This window comes from Streptomyces afghaniensis, assembly GCF_044327915.1.
GTDB classification, from domain to species: Bacteria; Actinomycetota; Actinomycetes; order Streptomycetales; family Streptomycetaceae; genus Streptomyces; species Streptomyces afghaniensis.
Genome location: NZ_JBIRGJ010000004.1, coordinates 840,613 through 857,170, shown reverse-complemented (window position 1 = coordinate 857,170; position 16,558 = coordinate 840,613). Strand labels below are relative to the sequence as shown.

The window sequence follows — 16,558 nt, the reverse complement described above, 5'->3', positions numbered from 1 at the left end:
TCCCGCCACCAGCCCCCTATCCGGTCATCACCTGCTCGTCACCGCACCGAAGGACTCTTCATGCTGCACTCCCTCTGGACACCGACCACCGTCGGTGCCATCCCCCTCCCGCACCGCCTGGTCATGGCCCCCATGACCCGTGACCGTTCCACCCCGCAAGGCGTACCGACCGAGCTGAACGCCGAGTACTACGCCCAGCGGGCCTCGCACGCGCTGATCATCACCGAGGGAACCCAGCCCTCCGCCGACGGCCAGGGCTACCTCCTCACTCCCGGCATCCACAACGACGAGCAGATCGCCGGGTGGCGCAAGGTCACCGACGCCGTGCACGCGGCCGACGGACGGATCGTCATCCAGCTGATGCACACCGGACGCATCGCCCACCCCGACAACACCCCCCACGGGCGCCCGCCGGTCGCCCCCTCGGCTATCCGGCCGCAGGGCACGATGTTCACCGCGTCCGGGCCCCAGGAGATGCCGACCCCCCGTGCTCTGTCGACGCAGGAGGTCGCGGCGACCGTCGACGACTTCCGCCGCGCCGCAGCGGCCGCCGTCGCAGCCGGCGCCGACGGCGTGGAGATCCACGGCGCAAACGGCTACCTGGTGCACCAGTTCCTGTCCGACAACACCAACCAGCGCACCGACCGCTACGGCGGCTCCCTCGACAACCGCATCCGCTTCGCCGTCGAGGTCGCCGCTGCCGTGGCCGACGAGATCGGCGCCGACCGCACCGGCCTGCGCATCTCCCCCGGCAACCCCTACAACGACATCACCGAGTCCGACACCGCCGAGCTGTACCCGGCGCTCCTGCGCGCCCTGAGCCCCCTCGGCCTCGCCTACCTCCACATCCTCCACGCGGGCGACGACGCGCTGCTCGGCACCCTGCGCGCGCTGTGGCCGACCACGCTGATCCTCAACCGGGCCGGCACCGATATGCCCACCCGTGCCAAGGACGTCGACAACGGCACGGCCGACCTCGTCTCCGTCGGCGCCCTCGCGCTCGCCAACCCGGACCTGGTCGAGCGGCTACGCTCTGACGCGCCGCTGAACACCCCCGACCCGGCGACCTTCTACGGCGGCGGAGTGGCCGGCTACACGGACTACCCCACCCACACCGTCTGAGGAACCGAACCATGCCCGCCCCCACACCCCGCATCCCCACCACGGCCAGCGAGGGGCCGATGAGCTACGCGATCTTCCAGCTCGCCCGCGCTCACCGCGCCCGCGCCGCCGCCATGCTCCGCGAGATGGACCTGCATCCCGGCCAGGAACTGCTGCTCATGCAACTCCTGGACCGGGACGGCCAGACCCAGTCCGAACTGCTCGACAGCGTCGGCCTGGACCACTCCACCGTCTCCAAGTCCCTGCGCCGCATGCAGGACGCCGGCCTGCTCGTCCGCGAGCCGGCCGCACACGACCGGCGGGTCATGGTCGTCCACCTCACCGACAAGGGCCGTGCCATGCGCGAGCCCCTGGCAGCCATGTGGCGGGCCCTGGAGGAGACCTCCGCACGGAACCTGTCGGCGCAGCAGGCAGAGTCCTTCGTCCGCACCGCCTACGCCATCGCCGACGCGATCAACAGCCGCGCTCTTCCGCCGGCAGAGTCCGAGTAATTCACCTCGGCGTGCACCCCGGTTCCCGCCTGGAGTGCGAATCGTTTCCGGCGTTCCTGCGAAGTGGACAGAGCCAGGGAGAGCGGGGATGAGCGGGGCCTCAGCGTCAGGGGCGAGCGCGAGCCGTCCCGGTGCAGGCAGCAACACCTCTCCCACGGGGATGTCGAACCCTTCCCGTCGTCGGCCGGTCGCACATCGAGGACGGCCGCATCACCCGCGTCCGGGTCACCGTCGACCTCCACAAGCTCCTGCAGGCCGGCGGTGGACCGCGCCGCGGATCCGCCCATCACAGGCCCCGCCCCTCGAGCAACCCGGGCCGACGGCGCCCACGTCGGCGGCCACCCAATCCCCCCACTCCTGACCTGATGGAAAGTGAGACCCCCATGACCACCGCCCTCCCCGTCCTCGTCGTCGGCGCGACCGGCTCCCTCGGTGGCAAGGTCGTCGACGAACTGCTGGGGCGCGGCAAGAACGTCCGCGCCCTGGTCCGGCCGGCCACCGACGCGAGCAGGCTCGAAAACCGGGGCGTCGAGATCGCCCGCGGCGACATGCTCGACCTCGACTCGCTCGTCGCCGCCATGAACGGCGCCGACGCCGTCATCACCACCGCCGCCGGCTACACCCGCGGCGGCAAGAACGCGCACGACATCGACACCGTCGGCAACGCCAACCTCGCCGAAGCCGCCAACCGCACCGGCATCCGGCGGTTCGTCCTGACCAGCATCCTCACCAGCGACCAGACACCCCAGGTCCCGCACTTCTGGCACAAGAAGCTCGCCGAGGACAAGCTCGAACAACTCGGCGTCCCCTTCGTCGCACTGCGCCCGGGGGCGTTCCTCGACCAGGTCGCGAGCATGGCGGGCGACCCGGTCGACAAGGGCCGCATGATGTGGATCGGCAAGACCACCGTCCCCCTGACCTTCGTCCACACCTCCGATCTCGCGGCCTACCTGGCAGCTGCCGTCGACGCCGAGGCCAAAAACGGTGAGCGCATCGACATCGGCTGGGACCGCCCGGTCAGCATGCGCGAGATGGCCGACCTGATGGGCAACCGAGCCGGAAAGAAGATCAAGGTGTGGGCCGTACCTTCCGCCGTCGCCCACGCCGCAGGAGCCGTCGCTGGCCGCTTCATGCCCCTGGTCAAGGACATGGCCGCGATGTTCGGCTGGTTCGACACCGGCCGCTACGTCGCCGACCCCCGCCGCCAGGAGCAGCTGTTCGGCCCCGTCCCCACGGCCGAGGACGCCCTCGCCCGGTACACCGACGAGCTGGGCACGGCGCAGCACCGGTGACGGCCCGGCATCCCGGTCCCGCCGCAGTGCGTGGCGCCGGCCATGGAGAAGTGGGGCCGGGGCGTGCGGTACATCAACACGCGCTCCTGACGAGCACCTTCAGCAGCCCGTGCGAATGCCCCGAAAGCCCGGACCGAGCCCGCGACGCCTGAGCGGCCTGCGCGCCGGGCCGCGCGCAACGGGCACCGACGCCGCGCCGTCTCGCCCGGGCGGCGGGTCGTTCACAGCGATGGCCAGGCGCCGGCGCGCCTCGGCGGTAGCGGCTATCACCGCGGCGAGGGCCTGCGCGAGTTCCTCGTCGGCGCCGCCAAGGGTCTCGGTGGGGGTGTCGATCGCGTCGAGGACGTCCTCAGCGGCCACCGGGCTCCAGCCGGTCGGGCCTGCGAGGTCCGCGAGATGGCACGCGCTCTCGACCGTCTGCTCGGCTGCCTTCTCCACCCCGGCCCCGGCCCGCGCAGACAACTCCATGACCACACAACGAGCGTTCCACTCGCAAGGGACCGGCGCGCAGTGTCACACGAGAAGATCGCCTCACCTGCCCCGGCGCCACATCTACCGCAACGCCTGCCGCCGCACCGACAGCGATTGCCCTCGATCGGGTGAACACGCCGGAGAGGGGGAAACCTCCGGGACCACCGGCGCATAGTGCCAGGCATGAAACCGATCAACGAAGCGCACCTGTCGGAGTCGGGCCTGTCGTTGTCCTTGTACGGAGGGGCTGGCTGAAGCCGCTTGCTGGGCTGCCGAGTTGGAATCGGTGTTTGCTCGGGTGGCGGGCAGGTTCGCTCGGGCAGATCTGCGGTGGCGGATGCGGGACCACGTCCGCGGTCTGCTGGGGCGAGCGACCACCAAGAACGGCTGGCAACTCGCGGAATGGGCGGGTCACCACACCCCTGACGGCTCCCAGCGGCTGTTGAACAGCAGCGTCTGGGACGCAGACGCTGTGCGTGACGATGTGCGTGATTACGTAGCTGAACGGCTTGGACCAGGTGGTGTGTTGATTCTCGACGACACCGGGTTATCAAGAAGGGCACCACCTCGGCCGCCAGTACACCGGCACTTCGGGCAAGATCGACAACTGTCAGATCGGAGTGTTCGCCGCCTACGCCACCAGCTTGGGCCGGGCTCTGGTGGACCGGGAGCTCTACCTGCCGAAAGCCTGGACGTCTGACTGTGACCGCTGCCGGGCGGTGGAAAACGCTGATGAACGAGGCTTCGGGACCAAGGGCGAACTGGCCCGGGACATCGTCCGCCGCTGCATGGCCGCCTGCCTGCCCGCCACGTGGGTCACCGCCCACGAGGCTTACGGACAGGACTGGAACTTCCGTCGCCTGCTCAAACAACGCGACGTCGGCTACGTGGTCGCGGTGCCCAAGTCCCAGCAGATCAGATCCCTGGCCGGGATCTGGCGCATCGACCAGCTCATCGAGGAAGCACCCCCTTGATGCCTGGCAGCGACTGTCCTGCGGTGAGGGGGGCCAAGGGGTCACGGGTCTACGACTGGGCCGCGGCCAAGCTGCCCACCAACCTGATCTTCGATCCGGATCCGCCGACCCATCACCGCTGGGTAATGGCCCGCCGCAGCCTCTCCGACCCCGGCGAAATCGCCTACTACCTCGCTTACGCACCCGTCGGCATAGAGCTTGCCGAACTGGTCCGTATCGCCGGCTCCCGCTGGGCGATCGAGGAGTGCTTCCAGGCCGCGAGGAACGAGTGCGATCTGGACGAGTACGAGGTCCGCCGCTACATCGGCTGGTACCGGCACATCACCCTGTCCATGCTCGCCCACGCCGTCCTGACCGCACTCGCAGCGCAGGCCGACGGCGAGGCAAAGGGGGCTGCAGAAACGGATCAGCCCCCGTCCCGCTCACCGCGGCAGAGATCCGGCGACTTCTGGACGCTCTCCTGCCCCGTCCGCGAGCCGACCGCGATCCCGTAATCCACGCACTGAATTGGTCGGCCTGAAGAAGACACCGCCAAGCCATCGCCCGCCGCTGCCACTACCGAAAACGCAGCTCAGGACACGAACCGCTGCTGGAGTACTAAATGAAGCGGATCTCGGCGGGCTATCGGCCGCCTGCCTTGGTCGGACCCAGAGTCGGAGCACGCCGTCGTGCTTCAAAGCCGTTCCGGGAGCTCAGCATGTTGAGTTACCGTCATTCCGAATAGGGCACCCTGAGCTTGGCCCAGGACTTTGCTCCCGGCCAGCCGTCCGCGTCCGCACCCTGGTACCCGAGCTTCCGCTGCCACCTGGCGTAGGAGTCACGGTGGTACGTCGTCCACCGACGTCCGCTGAGAGGGTGGGCCGAGGGTGGGCCGGCCGGACCAAATTCGGTGCATCCCTCTTCGGCCAGGCGCATCGCCATCATCCTGATGATCGGGCTACTCGGCTCGCTTTTGAACCACTCGGAACCCGGAAAGGGAACGTAGCCGTCTTCTGTACTCATGCTTGCATGTTAGGCGTATCCACCGTTGCCAGCATGTTCACACCTTTGCGACTAGGTAAGTTCATGCGATTGGCGGATGTCTGGTGATCGTTACCGGGGCATCCAACTCGGCCGACAAGCTGGGCTACTGGTACGGCGCAACTCCGGTTCCACAGATCGCACTTGCAGCACCTCCCGCGAAGATTCCCATGCCCTTCGAGAAGGCCTTCCGGTATTCCCCATCTCCGATGGCCTGCATCATTTCCACTCCGTCTTGGACGTCATTGACGCGGCCGTACCACTTGCCGACCTCGTCCAAGCTGAGCAAACCCGCTCGGGTCGGTTGGGTTGACGGGGTCCGCCACCGGCGTAGAGGCAGGTGCTCTTCAACTACCTGACCTTTCTCGGCCCCGCCGCCGCATCTGCTGCTACAAACGACTTGTCCGCCTCACCACGTACGACACGGTCTTAGTTGTCGGGTCGCGCCAGGTGATGGTGCTCTCGCCGGTGAGACGGCGGGCCATGAGATCGGTCATGGCGCGGTGGATCATTGCTTCGGAGCGGGCCGGGAGGGTTTCGTAGTCGCGGGCCAGGCGGCGGTGCAGCATCAGCCAGCCGTAGGTCCGCTCGACCGCCCACCGTTTCGGTATCGGGGTGAATCCCCTGGTCCCAGGGGTGCGGGCGGGGATTTCCATATCGATGCCGAGGGTGACGGCATGCTCGACGACACGCTTGCGGTAGCCGCCGTCGACCCACACTTTGCGGACGCCGGGATGGTCGGCTGCGACCTGGTCGAGCAGCTTGGTGCCAGCCACGAAGTCCTGCACGCCGGCCGCGGTGAAGCACCGCGATCAGGAGGCCGATCGCGTCGGTCACGATGCTTCGCTTCCTGCCTACGATCTTCTTGGCGTTGTCCGTGCCCTGACTCGCGGCGGGGACGCTGGTGGAGGTCTTGACGCTCTGTGCGTCGATCACGCACGCTGACGGCTCCGCGTTCCGGCCTTCCTGCTGTCTCACCAACTCCCGCAGCAGGCCGTTGAGCTGGGCAAAGATGCCGTCGGACTGCCACTTGGCGAAGTAGCCGTAGACCGTGTTCAGTTCGGAAATCATGGGGCAGGTAGCGCCACTGCACCCCGGTGCGGTCCAGGTACAGGATCGCGTTCATGATTTCGCGCAGATCATGCTCGGGCGGCCGACCGAAACCCAGGGCCCGGCCGCGACGCTCGTAGCACCATGCGGACCGTACCGGCTCGATCAACTCCCAGCGGGCATCGGACAGATCACTCGGATACGCACGACGGTCGGTCATGACCTGGACGTACCGCCGGTCGGGGGGCGTGCGCCCAGGCGTGTGTCCAGCCTCAATGAAGCCCGCAACGGATCCGGGCGTCCTGGAATGAGACAGGCGCAAGCCGATTCCTGCCCCAGTTGCCACACCCCCTGCCTCGGCACACACGACCAGCCTGGCGGCCCCACCCGCACCAATACCTCAGTGGGCGCAATAGCGAATACACCACCTCACACAAGATGAAAACGACCTCTCAGCCACGGCTACACCCCTCTCGCAGACACCCGCCGCGCCCACGCCAGCCAGCACCATGACATGCACCCTGCTGCACATCGACCGTGCCGCCTGCTCCAATCAGGACGGCGACAGCATCGCCGATTCAACTTTCCTATCGTCAATTCAACTTTCCCACTATTCAACATTCCTTGGGTACGTGAGGTGCCTACTATTCCATTTGAAGAGCTGTGAATGGACACCCGAGATGCCGGTGGGGCTGACCAGTGTTAGCGTGATTTATGTGCATATCCGTGTGCCACCTTCGGGGCAGATCGCCGACCTCAACGGGTTTGCCAGGGGAACAAGCAGGCGCGTCATGAACGCGATGTGGCCCCAAAAAGATCTGGGTCCCAGGGATATGCCGTTGGGCCGACAAATGGGTGCCGCCAGGAAGTGGCAACTCGGGAAAGCGCGGCCTTTCATCAGACGAGCGAAGAGAGGGTGTGTTGAGTGATGATGAACGTGCCGGACGAGTTTGGCGTCGGTGAGGTCGACGGCGCTCTGTCGGAGTACCTGCCGGGTGAGGCGGGCGAGCCGACGGGGCGTTACGTGCTGACCTTGGCCGATGACGTGGTGGGCGATGCGAACGCGATGAAGGCGACATGCCAGTCAGTGGCCGGGGTGTCGAACGTCGTGGAAAGTCGCGAGCTGTCCGAGGGCGCCGCTGAGATACATGAGCTTTCCGAGTCGGATGCCGTGCTGTATCCCACGCTCGGGATCGCGGTGGTGGCCGGTGCGGAGGACCGGTTGGAGGCGTTGAGCACGGCGGCGGCCGAGGACGAGCGGATCGAGGCAATGGAGCCGGAGCTGACGGTTCACACGCTGCAGCAGCCGGGGGTGCTCGCGACGGACTACCTCCGGGGGTATCGAGACGCGGCGAACGAGCTGTATGAGCAGGCCAGCAACGGCCACGCTGCCAGTGTCGCGGTGGAGGCCGTCGCGCCGTTGTTTGCCGACACGGCGGCGTCTACTTGGGGCCTGCAGGCCGTACGGGCCAACACGTCCCGGTTCAGCGGGCGGGGGGTGCCAGTCGCGATTCTGGACACCGGATTCACGCTGCGCCACCCCGACTTTGCCGGCCGCCGCATCACGAGCAGATCGTTCATCTCCAACCAGACACCGGAAGACGGTCACGGTCACGGCACACACTGCACCGGCACCACGTCCGGGCCGCAGCGCCCGCCGGGGGGCACCCGCCGCTACGGCATCGCCTACAACGACAACATTTTCATCGGCAAGGTTCTGAGCAACCAGGGCACCGGAACCGATGCGCAGGTCCTGGCCGGCATGGAATGGGCCGTGAGCAACCGCTGCCGGGTCATTTCCATGTCCCTCGGATCCAACGTGCCCACTGTGTCGGCGGCCTATGAGGCGGCCGGTCGGCGGGCGCTGGCGAACAACTGCTTGATCATTGCCGCCGCCGGCAACAACGCCGACCGCAACAACGGCAGATTTGGGTTCGTCGGCAGGCCGGCGAATAGCCCGTCCATCATGGCTGTCGGCGCGGTAGACTCCCAACTGCGCATCGCGAACTTCTCGGCGCGTAGCAACCCGGTCGCCGGCGGCCAAGTCGACATCGTCGGACCCGGCGTGAATGTGTACTCCTCGTGGAAGATGCCCGACCGGTACCGGATCATCTCCGGCACCAGCATGGCCACCCCCCACGTGGCGGGCTGCGCCGCGTTGTGGGCGCAAGCCACCGGCGCGGGCGGAGCCTCCCTGTATGCACTGCTCATCCGGTCCGCGCGGCGGCTTCCCATCCCCTCCGTGGACGTGGGCGCGGGCCTGGTGCAGGCCCCCCAGTAGTCACGCCCCTCGGTTGGCCGGCGGCCCCGCCGGCCAACCGGCACAGGCCCTGCGGCCGCGTGAATATCCGACCGCTGACGTCAGGAGCCAAGCGGCATGGACCAGGACATCACGGTCACCATCGAGGACGCTCATCAGGAACGTACCGAGGCGGTTGCAGACCAACTGCGGGCCGCCGGAATGCAGGTCCGGCAGGTCCTCCCCACAATTGGCGTCATCACTGGGACGGTGCCAGAAAGCCAACGAGACGCAATCGTCAATGTGCCTGGTGTTGCTCATGTAGAGGCACAAGAGGTATTCCATATACCACCCCCGGACGCTGGCACTCAATAGAGCGGGTTATGAGAAACCCAACACCGTCAGACCGTGCGCGCGTCACCCATTGTCCTGGAAATACATTCGCCGCAAACCCTCTGCCACTATCTCCAGCAATTGCCGCTCGGTGGCGCCTTATTCCTCAGTCATAACAGGACGCGGCAACCTGGCGCGACAATGCCGCCATCAAAGGAACGCAGGCATGAATGCTAATTCCGCCAGAGCCTTGAACGCCAGGCGGAGGAGTCAGCCACCGGGCGGATATCGGGTCCGCTATTTTTTCCTGCGGCGGCTTGAGCGGGCCAGGATCTGGTCGGCCCAGTCCACTAACTGTATGGCCTTCATACTGCTGATCGAAGGCACCTACAAGATCGTCGCGGCGAGTCCCGACGGGGACTCCGTCCGCTTCTACCCCCACCACCCAGACGAGTGGGACCTGCTGCGCGGGCGACGGGTGCGGCGCAACCGCAGCGGCGGCGCCCAGCTTCGACTCGACGGCATCGACACCCTGGAGACCCACTATCGCCCGCCCCGCGGCCCCGAACTCCACCAGCCCGCCCCGTTCGCCGACAAGGCGGGCGACGAGCTGCTGTCCTGGCTCGGCATCGACGACGTGCAGCGCAACGCCAGCGGCGTCGTCACCCACAGCAGCCCCGAGTCAAGGCGCACCGTTGACGACCGCCACGACGAAGAGGTGGGTCAGCGTGAGCCAATCGTTCAGCATCGCCACAGCGACCGTGGCGATCGCGAGGGCAGGTGCCGCCTCGCACCGCAGCAGCACCAGACGCCGGTCCCACCCGTCCACCCATACGCCGGCGGGCAGCGACAGGATCACGGTGTCCGCGAAACCGATGTCACCCACCAGTCCGGGCTCGTCCGGGAGCTGCGGCCGGCGCACCTTCCACCCGGCCTCATGGAACTCCCGCGGGTTGTCCTCGAACCAACCGTTGCGCGTCGTGCTCGCCGTCAGGAGATGGTGAGCCTGGGAGGGCCTCCCGCGTTCCGCAGCGCACACACGCCGCCGTCCCGCTCGAAGACGATGGCCTTCACCACGTCGGTCGGCCCGGTTCACCGCCGAGCTTTCACATCACTGTTCTCCCCCGTCGAGGCTAACGTCTCGTGCGCGCCATACTTGCTCGACGTGCTGTTCTTCCGAGGGGGAAACCGACCGTGTCCAGCGATGCCACTGTGACCGCCCTTGTCCTCGTGGGGGTGTGCAACCTGTTCCTGGCCCTCAACACCTGGTCCCGCCGGGGTATGTGGGATTCGGACCGAGACCTGATGCCGAAGTGGGTTGCATTGATGAACGGCCGGGCGGCGCTGAACTACCAACTGGCGGCCGCTGTGTTCGTCTTCGGACTCGCGATCGTCTTCGCGTAGAACCGATCCGAGTTGGGCAACGGCCGTGCCTTACGTTTCGTCCAGCGGACGGCGCCATCCGGCTGCCGTGCACGCGGGGCTTGGCCGCTGCAGGTGCTCGGTCGCCGTCTGGTTCCAGCGCCCAGCTCGGCGCGGTAGCGGGGCAGGGCGAGCGCGATCCCGGCCCGAGACGGCGGGAGGTCCGGGCAGCAGTACATCGCCGTCCGCCCGTTGCTGCGGATGACCGCGCGCTGCACTCGCTTCCACAGGCCCGGCGGCGGCCGGTTGCGCGGCTGCCCGTAGCAGTCATCCCGGGTCTGCACCAGGAGCCTGAACGACAGTCGCGCCAACGACCGGCCGCTCAGGTACCAGGTGCGGGCGGTGGCGCCGTCCTGGGCGATCCGCTGGAAGACGAGGTACCGGCCGACAGGCAGGCGTGTGCAGTCGAAGGGCGTTCAGCCGCATCAGGTGCTCCTCGGGGTGTTGCGGCGCAGCCGGAGGCGGCGCAGCTCGGCGTCCTGGGTCTTTTCCTCCACGCCTCCCCCGGTGGCCGGGCCGCAGCCTCGTCCCGCTCGGCGGCCGCCAGCCACCGCCACACCGCACGCTCCCGCACCCCGAGCACGTCCGCCGCCGACCTCACCTGCCCAGTGGTGAGCTTCCCCTCCCGCCGCAGGGCCAGCAGACAGCGCACCGCCACACGGCGCAACGCCCGAACCGACACATCCGGCAAAGCCCCACTCGAATCACCACCCACCCCTTCCGAGGTCGGGTCCTGCTCTCCCTGATCCGCGCCCCCGAGCACACCAACACCCATCAGCCAGCGGTCAGAACTCACGGAACTGCAACAGCGTCACCCTTCATGCAATAACGCCCCGGGGACATCGACACCCCACACAAATCTCGCCAGCAAGCTCGCGACTGATTCTTGCGGGTGACCGCTGAAGGGGTGGCCATGGCGTGCTCGAACTGACGGGGTGATCTCGTGGTTGACACCAAGTGGCCAGGCCGAAGGGCCTGTGACAGTCACAGTGTCGGCAACTGTCACCCATCAACTGTCCCAAAAACGAGAGATCGCATCGTACGCGTCGTGCGCGGCCTGGCGGGCGGCCAGGGGGCTGTCGGCGATGCCGACGAAGACGTGGATGCGCCTCACCGAAGGTACCCGGGATGTTGCCTGCCGGGCCAGTGACATTGCCTACTGGAGGCCGGGGCGGCGCCGAGCACTACGGGTGTTCAGGCGAGGGAACCAGGCGCTCTCACAAGCAGGGTGGGGACAGTTGCTGAAACGCGTAGCAAAGGAAGGAGAAGATCGTCCTGGGGACCAGTCCCTGCCTGGTGACGGTGCTGGTGGCAGTGTCCCTGATCTGTGCCATCCACTGCTCGTCCAGCGGCCGGTACCCAGAACCGGACTCGCCTCCAGCGATGACCCAGTCGATCCCGGCCAGCTCCGGCCCGTCCAGCGGCCCGAGCGGTGACTCGCAGATGGTCCTGGGGCCTTCTGCTGCTGCCGGTCGACGACTGCAACGTGCCGGTGCAACGCACTACTGGGTTTCAGGCCTGTGATTCTCCCCGAGGCCGGCCTGGCGGGCGCGGACGATGGCCTCCGCGCGGCTGGAGGCCTGTAATTTGGTCAGGATGTTGGAGAGGTGATTGCGTACTGTCTTCGGGCTGAGGACCAGGCGCCGTGAGATCGCCAGGTTGTCCAGGCCCCGGGCCACGAGGTCCAGGACCTCGTGCTCACGCGCGGTCAGTTCGGGCAGTGCCACCGCCGGGTTCGCGGAGCGCGTGCCCGTCAGGTGGGCCACCGCCCGTGAGGCCACCGCGGGGCCGAGGATCACCTCGCCGTTGGCGACGGCGCGTACGGCCCGTTCGATCTCGGCGGGAGAGGCGCCCTTGAGCAGATAGCCCCGGGCCCCGGCCCGCATCGCCGCGAACACCGAGTCGTCGTCGTCCAGCATCGTCACCACCAGGACCGCCGCGTCCGGCCGAACGCGCAGGACCTCGCGCGTGGCCTCCACACCTGAGGGCGTCCGGTCGCCCAAGTGCAGGTCCATGACGACGACATCGGGCCGCTGGGCCTGGGTCGCCGCCACGGCCGACGCCAATGAGTCGGCCTCCGCCTCCACCCTCAGCCCGGGAAGTGAACCGAGCAGCGCGCTCATGCCCATGCGGAAGAGCGGATGGTCGTCCACGACGATGATCCGGACCGTTGCCGCCTCGGTCGAGTCCCGCTCAGCGTTCTCACTCATGTCGCCCTGTCCCCCTCCAGCTCATCCCCGTTCCCCCGCAGCCGGGAGGCAGGTCGCAAACGGCACGCGCAGCACGAGCCGGGTGCCGTGACTGCCCTCCCCCGGTCCCCAGTCGATCCGACCACCCAGAGCCTCGGCCCGTTCCCGGAGGGACTGGGTGCCGACACCGGGCCGGGCTCCGGGGGTGATTCCGTGGCCGTCGTCCTCCACGCTCACCGTCAGCACGTCATCGGCGTCCGGGCCGCCCCTCACCGTGACCGTGCAGGTACGGGCCCCGGAGTGCCGTACGACGTTGCGCAGCGCCTCCGCGACGACCGCGTAGACGGTGCCGGCCACCTCGCGTGGCACGGGACCGCCGTCCGCGCGGCCGGTGTCGCTGTCCGCGTGGACGACGACGGTCAGCCCGTCCGCCTCATGACGCATCACCAGTTCCCGCAGCGCCGGTACGAGGCCGAGCTCGGCGAGGACCGGCGGGACCAGGCCGCGGGCGAGGACGCGGACCTCCTCGACGCGGGCGTCGACCTCGGTGCGCAGCCGGGCCAGCAGCGGGTCGGCCGGTGAACCGGCCGGGAGCTGGTTGCGGGCGGCCGCCAGACCGAGTCCGATGCCGGCGAGGGCGGGCCCCAACTGGTCGTGCAGTTCCCGGCGCAGGGCCCGGCGCTCGTCGTCGCGGGCTGCTGCCAGCTTGCCCCGCGACTCGCGCAACTCCCGTGTGATGGCGGCCAGATGAACCGCAGTCGCGACCACGGGCGCCACCTCGTCGAGCGCCGTTCGGGCCCTCCGGTCGAGCCGTTCGCCGGGACGCGCCGTCACCAGCAGGGTGCCGGCCGCCCGTCGCCGGACGACCAGTGGCACCGCCAGCTGTTCCAGGCCCTCCGGGTCGCCCACGGTGACCTGCGGTGTGCCGTCCTCGTCGAGGACGTGCACCGAGCCGAGGTTGAAGGATGCGGCGATGTTCTCCGCCATGCCGGTGAGCGCCTCCTGAGGGCCCGGCGCGCTGCCCAGGTGGCGGCCGACCCGGCTGAGGGCGCCGGCCGCCGCCTCTCCGTGCACGAGCCGGTCGACGCGCCGCTGCAGCCAGGCGCGTGCCGGCTGGATCCCTGCCGCGGGCGCGGCCGTTGCCAGCACCCTGCCGAGCCCCCCGTCGCTCGGCAGGAGCAGACCCAGCACGGCCACCGTCAGGAAGTACCCGGCGACGAGCAGGCCGGTCAGCAGCCACCACACCAGGGCCCGGCTGACCACGAGGTCGATGCCCCACAGCCGCTGACGGAGGACCACGATCAGGACGGCCGCCGGGAAGAAGGCCTGGGAGGCCAGATGGGTCAGCGGCGTGAACAGCCGCAGCGCGGCGGTGCCCTCGTCCGCGAACAGCACCAGCGGCAGGAAGGTCAACGCCACCAGCGCCGTACCGATCGCCAGCCAGCCCAGGCCCCGTCCCGCCGGATCCCGCAGTCGGCGCCGTACCGCGTGTCCGGCGGCGACGAGCCCGAGCGCCACCACGCAGCCGAGCAGGGTCCGTTGCACGGGCACGACGAGGTCCGCCCACCCACTGTCGCGCACCGCCAGGGGCGCGATCGGCTCGCCCTCGGGCCAGGGCCACGGATCGGCCAGCCGTACGGCCACCAGCCCGGCGACCAGCACGACGCCCGCTCCGATGGCCGTCCGGACGGCGGGCGACGGGGCGTGTTCCGACACGAGATACGGCACGATCAGCACGAGCGCGAGCGTCCCCGGCACCCAGGCCGTGCCCTGCAGCACCGACCACGACGGCACCGACGCGCCGGGACCGGCGTCACGCGCCCACAGTGCCAGCACCTGGGCCGTGACCGCCGCGACGCCCCCGCCGACAGCGGTGAGCGCGACCAGCCAGGCCACCGGATGCGCGCGCCGGCTCAGCACGACGGCCGCGACCAGGCCGTACACCACCGCGTCCGAGGTGTCCACGACGAAGAACCACTGCGTCGCGTCCCACTCGGCGTCCGCCACTCCCATCAGGACCAGCGCCGTCAGCGCGAGCCCCCAGGACACCGCGAGCACGCTGACGGCGGGGAAGCGATGGCCCCCGCCGTCCGGGCCCTGCCGGGCCGTCATGCCTGTTCCCCCACGGGCCAAGGCTCCCAGCAGCGGCCGCGGTTGTCACCGCGCCGCCGCCGTCACCGCACTCGTACTGCGCCCGACGCAGAAGGAGCGCAGCGCACGTAGGACGTACGCGCGCTGCGCTCCCCTGTCTACGGTCGGTGCCCGATCAGCCTGGTGGTCACTCGATCGCGCGGCCCCGGCCGAAGGCGAACCCCGCGCCGAGGATGAGCAGGTACGGCACGCCCACGAACAGCGCCATGTACTGGAACGGCGTCAGCTGGGTGACCAGCAGCAGGAATCCGAAGATCAGGCTGACGACGCCGATCCAGCGGCTCACCGCGCCCTGCCGGAACGCCGCGACGACGAGCGCGGCGGCGGTGAGCAGCAGCCCCGACCACACCCACCCGTACGTGTTGATGTCGACGAAATCGCCGATGATCGTGTCAGGGTCAGTCTTGTCCGACATCCGCAGGTTGTGGAACAGCTCCGTACCCATTCCGGAGCCCACCAGGCTCATCACACCGACCAGCAGCATCCCCAGGTACGCCGTCGCTGGGACCAGGCTGCCCGCCGGGCACTGCCGGTCGAGCCGGCGGCGCAGTCCCGCGCCGAAGATCACCGCGGCGAGTGCTGTCGCGGTGAACGTCACCTGGAGGACGAAGACCCACCACATGGCGGAGCCGTCGAGCCGGTCGACCATGCGGGCGTTGTCGATGATGTCGGAGTCCTCGAAGGGGTACAGCGGCGTGGAGGCGACGAAGGCGACGAGGCCGCCGAGCGCCGTGACAATTCCTCCCCAGGCCCACCCGCGGCGTTCCGCGAGGGCGTGCGGGGGCTTCGGGACGGACCCCTGGCCGGTGTCAGCCGTGGACGGGTGTGAGAGCGAAGCAGACATGACGTTTCCCCCATGAATGGTGCCGCCCGGGCGCTGTCCGGCCGGGGCGTGTCTGACGTGCCCGACCACCGTGACGCGCCCGGTGTCCCGCGCGCATGGGGCCGGTGTCCCGTTCCGTCGGGCGGGACAGGCACCCACGCGAACTCGACCTGGGTGGCGGCGAACCTCCGGTTGTCGCTGCCGACGAGCTTGCCGCTCGCGTCGAAGAACAGTGGGTCGATGTGGGCACCGGCCCGTGACGATCTCGGAAGGGGAGCCGGTCACCTTCTGGTGCAGGCGGTCGCCCAGGTGCTCCCAGAGCAGAGCGAGTACCAACCCGACCCGGACGAAGCCCTGCCACTGCTGGTCGGAGCCCGTGAGCACCGCCTTGTCGGACTTGCAGGCCATGGAGCGGCCATCGATGGCCCGCAGGACGCGGTCCACGGCGGATAACGGCGCGGCCGGCCTCGTTGTGCAGGCATCTGATGCGGTCGGCCCACTGCCAGTTGACCACCATCACCACCAGGGTGATTACCGCGGCCGCCACCATGAGGCGTCCGTGAGTTGGGACCAGTGGTGGTCGCCTCGAGTCGAGGCGCGTAACGCTGGGCGGACTGGGTGCCCGTCCGTGCCGAGTCCGATCAGGACCATGGAGACAGGCAACGCCGTCTGCTGTTCGCCGGTGCCGGCGTCCCTGACGTCGAAGAGACGGGCTGCATGGTGCAGTGCCAGGGCCAGGGTGGGGCGGGCGGGCGTCGCCGGGGGTCCCGGGCCGGCGGTGAAGCGGAAGCGGGCGCGGATGTCGATGACGAGGCCGGTGGTGGTGTCGGCCTGACGGCGGGCGCTCGCGGATGCGTTCCTTCTCTGCGAAACCCTTCACCACGCTGCTCCCCTCGCTTGGAAAGCCACGAGCCTGCTACGGGCGAGCACCAGCTGACTTCTGTAGGACTGGGTCCCGGGCGGCAGGCGCTGCAGTCACCG

At 68.8% G+C, this 16,558-nt stretch carries 14 protein-coding genes and 2 pseudogenes; 9 read left to right on the top strand and 7 right to left on the bottom strand.

Translation table 11 applies throughout. The features are described from left to right. Positions 1 to 60 precede the first annotated feature (60 nt). The 3 genes from ACH4G3_RS18415 (at position 61) to ACH4G3_RS18405 (ending at position 2,905) form a co-directional block, all read left to right on the top strand. Positions 61 to 1,122, top strand: coding sequence for an alkene reductase (locus tag ACH4G3_RS18415; protein ID WP_397625445.1), 1,062 nt, complete (start codon positions 61 to 63; stop codon positions 1,120 to 1,122). Positions 1,123 to 1,133: 11 nt separating this feature from the next. Further along, positions 1,134 to 1,613, top strand: coding sequence for a MarR family winged helix-turn-helix transcriptional regulator (locus ACH4G3_RS18410; RefSeq protein WP_397625444.1), 480 nt, complete (start codon positions 1,134 to 1,136; stop codon positions 1,611 to 1,613). Positions 1,614 to 1,996: 383 nt separating this feature from the next. Continuing rightward, on the top strand, positions 1,997 to 2,905 hold the full coding sequence (locus tag ACH4G3_RS18405) for an SDR family oxidoreductase (protein ID WP_397625443.1): 909 nt from the start codon (positions 1,997 to 1,999) through the stop codon (positions 2,903 to 2,905). 99 nt (positions 2,906 to 3,004) lie between these two features. Here ACH4G3_RS18405 and ACH4G3_RS18400 read toward each other — a convergent pair whose 3' ends face one another. Continuing rightward, complete coding sequence (locus ACH4G3_RS18400) at positions 3,005 to 3,373, bottom strand: hypothetical protein (RefSeq protein WP_397625521.1); 369 nt, start codon at positions 3,371 to 3,373, stop codon at positions 3,005 to 3,007. A 340-nt stretch (positions 3,374 to 3,713) separates the two neighbouring features. Between ACH4G3_RS18400 and ACH4G3_RS18395 the strand changes: the two are divergent. Together ACH4G3_RS18395 and ACH4G3_RS18390 are read left to right on the top strand one after the other, a co-directional pair. Next, positions 3,714 to 4,350, top strand: a pseudogene (locus ACH4G3_RS18395) (IS701 family transposase). Between the two features lie 23 nt (positions 4,351 to 4,373). Next, a complete protein-coding gene (locus ACH4G3_RS18390; RefSeq protein WP_397625442.1) occupies positions 4,374 to 4,844 on the top strand; it encodes a hypothetical protein in 471 nt (156 codons plus the stop codon). A 217-nt stretch (positions 4,845 to 5,061) separates the two neighbouring features. Here ACH4G3_RS18390 and ACH4G3_RS18385 read toward each other — a convergent pair whose 3' ends face one another. Continuing rightward, positions 5,062 to 5,352 (bottom strand): peptidoglycan-binding protein, encoded by a 291-nt coding sequence (locus ACH4G3_RS18385; RefSeq protein ID WP_397625441.1) that lies wholly within the window; start codon positions 5,350 to 5,352, stop codon positions 5,062 to 5,064. Positions 5,353 to 5,759: 407 nt separating this feature from the next. After that, a pseudogene (locus tag ACH4G3_RS18380) lies at positions 5,760 to 6,640 on the bottom strand (IS5 family transposase). A gap of 708 nt (positions 6,641 to 7,348) precedes the next feature. On the opposite strand from ACH4G3_RS18380, the gene ACH4G3_RS18375 reads away from it, so the two are divergent. From ACH4G3_RS18375 to ACH4G3_RS18360, 4 genes are all read left to right on the top strand, one after another. Next, positions 7,349 to 8,701 carry a S8 family serine peptidase gene (locus ACH4G3_RS18375; RefSeq protein WP_397625520.1) on the top strand — a complete coding sequence of 451 codons (1,353 nt, stop codon included), beginning with the start codon at positions 7,349 to 7,351 and terminating at the stop codon, positions 8,699 to 8,701. Between the two features lie 96 nt (positions 8,702 to 8,797). Continuing rightward, on the top strand, positions 8,798 to 9,034 hold the full coding sequence (locus ACH4G3_RS18370) for a hypothetical protein (protein ID WP_397625440.1): 237 nt from the start codon (positions 8,798 to 8,800) through the stop codon (positions 9,032 to 9,034). A gap of 316 nt (positions 9,035 to 9,350) precedes the next feature. After that, positions 9,351 to 10,208, top strand: coding sequence for a hypothetical protein (locus tag ACH4G3_RS18365; protein WP_397625439.1), 858 nt, complete (start codon positions 9,351 to 9,353; stop codon positions 10,206 to 10,208). Further along, the gene (locus tag ACH4G3_RS18360) at positions 10,187 to 10,396 is read left to right on the top strand and encodes a hypothetical protein (RefSeq protein ID WP_359204435.1); all 210 of its coding nucleotides are present in this window, start codon (positions 10,187 to 10,189) and stop codon (positions 10,394 to 10,396) included. Before ACH4G3_RS18365 ends, ACH4G3_RS18360 begins: the two co-directional genes overlap by 22 nt. A 1,235-nt stretch (positions 10,397 to 11,631) precedes the next feature. On the opposite strand, the gene ACH4G3_RS18355 is transcribed toward ACH4G3_RS18360, so the two are convergent. The 4 genes from ACH4G3_RS18355 to ACH4G3_RS18340 form a co-directional block, all read right to left on the bottom strand. Continuing rightward, entirely contained in the window at positions 11,632 to 11,859 is a 228-nt protein-coding gene (locus tag ACH4G3_RS18355) for a DUF5131 family protein (protein WP_397625519.1), read from the bottom strand. A gap of 57 nt (positions 11,860 to 11,916) precedes the next feature. After that, positions 11,917 to 12,624, bottom strand: coding sequence for a response regulator transcription factor (locus ACH4G3_RS18350; protein WP_397625438.1), 708 nt, complete (start codon positions 12,622 to 12,624; stop codon positions 11,917 to 11,919). A gap of 21 nt (positions 12,625 to 12,645) precedes the next feature. Beyond that, the gene (locus ACH4G3_RS18345; protein ID WP_397625437.1) at positions 12,646 to 14,715 is read right to left on the bottom strand and encodes a sensor histidine kinase; all 2,070 of its coding nucleotides are present in this window, start codon (positions 14,713 to 14,715) and stop codon (positions 12,646 to 12,648) included. 166 nt (positions 14,716 to 14,881) lie between these two features. Then, entirely contained in the window at positions 14,882 to 15,598 is a 717-nt protein-coding gene (locus ACH4G3_RS18340; protein WP_397625436.1) for a hypothetical protein, read from the bottom strand. Positions 15,599 to 16,558: the final 960 nt, after the last annotated feature.